3 protein-coding genes are annotated in these 2,476 nt (G+C 46.9%); all 3 read right to left on the reverse strand.

The features are described 5' to 3' along the window. A partial coding sequence (locus tag V7D75_RS03325; protein WP_442968914.1) for a putative RNA methyltransferase occupies nt 1-223 on the reverse strand: 223 nt, incomplete at its 3' end. 163 nt (nt 224-386) lie between these two features. Beyond that, complete coding sequence (mraY, locus tag V7D75_RS03330; RefSeq protein WP_191690664.1) at nt 387-1,505, reverse strand: phospho-N-acetylmuramoyl-pentapeptide-transferase; 1,119 nt, start codon at nt 1,503-1,505, stop codon at nt 387-389. A gap of 3 nt (nt 1,506-1,508) precedes the next feature. Then, nucleotides 1,509-2,476 (reverse strand): UDP-N-acetylmuramoyl-tripeptide--D-alanyl-D-alanine ligase (locus V7D75_RS03335; RefSeq protein ID WP_333613402.1); only part of this gene is annotated, 968 nt, incomplete at its 5' end.

Below are 2,476 nucleotides of genomic sequence, written 5' to 3' on the forward strand. Positions count from 1 at the left end.
CGGCATTTAAAAACCGTTTGCGCGCCTCAATAGATTGCTGACTGTCGCCCGGAGCTTTGGATTTTTTTTGTTGCACCGGTAATAGATTGACATAACCCTGCCGCGCCACATCAAATGGATGAGCGGTTTGCTTAGGGTTCAAACTGCCATCACAGCGCCACGTATCGTCGGCGGGCTGCAGAGGTGATTGGCAAAGGGGACAAATAAATAAGCTCACAAGCATCTCAACGTCATCGCAATATGGCTGCCATTTTAACAAAGTTCCGGCTCAACAAGGGATAAATGCCGCAACAAAAAAGAAGTTCGCATAAGACCTAAAAAAGCCATCTTAGACTTTAAGATGGCTTTTGATTTGAAAATTTTTTGATTTAAACCTGTTTGACAACTTAACGCAGTTTTAAGGTCATTAACCCAAGAATCACAAGGATAATGGCAATAATCCAAAATCGTGCTACTACTTGGGTTTCTTTCCAGCCAATCTCTTCAAAGTGATGATGCAGTGGCGCCATACGAAAGACGCGCTTTTTACGCAGCTTATACGAGCCAACTTGTAGCATCACCGACAAAGCTTCGGCGACAAATAAACCGCCCATAATGGCAAAGGCAATCTCTTGACGGGTCATAACCGCAATTGTACCGAGCATCGCGCCCAATGCCAGCGCCCCAACATCACCCATAAATACTTGCGCTGGATGAGCGTTAAACCATAAAAAACCTAACCCTGCGCCAATCATCGCGCCGCAAACAATAATCACTTCTGAGTTATAAGCAATATAAGGCACATGTAAATAATCGGCGAAGCGCACATCACCTGACACATAAGCCATGGCGCCTAGACCCGCCGCTACCAAGACCACCGGCAAAATCGCCAAACCATCTAAGCCATCGGTTAAGTTAACGGCGTTCGAGGCACCATTAATCACAAAGTAGGTAAAGATAATAAAGCCAATTCCAAAGGGCACGGCCGAGAAAGGAATCATCCAATCTTTAAAAATCGGTAATAGTAAGTCCTGCATCTCACGCGTGGTCGCTATATCTGGCTGCAAGGTAGCAATGTAATATAAAGAAATCCCGACGAATAACGCTCCCATCGACAGCCAAAAGTATTTTTTGCGGGCGATCAGACCTTTGGGGTCTTTATATTTAATTTTAAGCCAATCATCCGCCCAGCCAACCGCACCAAAGATAATCATCACGATGAGCAAAATCCATACATAGGGATTGTTTAATCGCGCCCACAGTAACGTCGATACGCCAATTGCGCTTAGAATCAGCACCCCGCCCATGGTTGGCGTACCAGTTTTGACCAAATGCGACTGCGGGCCATCATTACGAATCGCCTGGCCATATTTGAGCGCACGCAGGCGATTGATGACTCGACTGCCAAACACCATACTGAACGCCAGCGCAGTAATAACCGCCAACAACGCCCGTAGCGTCAACGAAGAAACCGCAGAAAACGGCGTATAATACTGACCAAGCCAGCCAAACAACCAAACTAACACCGCCTACTCCTCGACTAGCGCATTGATAAGGGTTTCCATCTGCATGGAACGTGAGCCTTTAAACAGCACCGTACAAGGCTGCGCCTGCTGTGCTTGTAAATAAGACTGCAAATAGGCCAATAAACTGTCTTTATCAGCAAAGGCATGGGCATTGATAGCAGAAATCTCTTGCGCGCCCGCCACCGTATAGGGCGCATATTGACCAACGCACAGCAGCACATTGATGCCAGTGGTCGCAATGGTACGGCCTAAGCTTTGGTGCTCGCTGATTGCCGCCTCTCCTAGCTCGCCGATATCGCCAAGTACCATCACCTGCGTACCCGTTTGCGCCGCCAGCACTTTAGCAGCTGCGCGCACCGAATGCGGATTGGCGTTATACGTATCATCAATCAAGCGATGCATACCAAGGAGCTGACTATTCAAACGTCCTTTTGCAGGACGGGCGTTTTCAAGCCCGACGACGATATCGCTAATATCGATATTTAGCGCATGGGCACAAGCAGCAGCCGCCAACGCATTATTGACATTATGCTCGCCTGCTAATGGCAAATTAATATCATGGACTTGGCTACCAATATGCAGCTTAAACTCACTGCGCTCAGGCTCAACATCTAAATGACTGGCACTGACATCGGTATTGCCAAAGCCTATGACGTTTGAGGTATGCTTTTCAGCGATACGGCGTAATTGATTGGTAAAATCATCTTTATCAGGAACTATGGCAAATTGGTTATCATGTAAGGTATGGTAAATTTCAGCTTTGGTTTGGCAAATGCCTTCGCGGCTGCCAAACTCTCCCAAATGCGCGGTACCAATATTTAAGATACACGCAACATCAGGCTGCACAATCTCAGTGGTATAAGCAATCTCACCAATATGATTGGCACCCAATTCTAAAATAGCATAGCGATGATGATCGGATAATTCGAGCAACATCATTGGTACGCCCAAGTCATTATTTAGGTTGCCAC

Origin of the sequence: Psychrobacter sp., assembly GCF_036731945.1 — a bacterium.
GTDB lineage: Bacteria > Pseudomonadota > Gammaproteobacteria > Pseudomonadales > Moraxellaceae > Psychrobacter.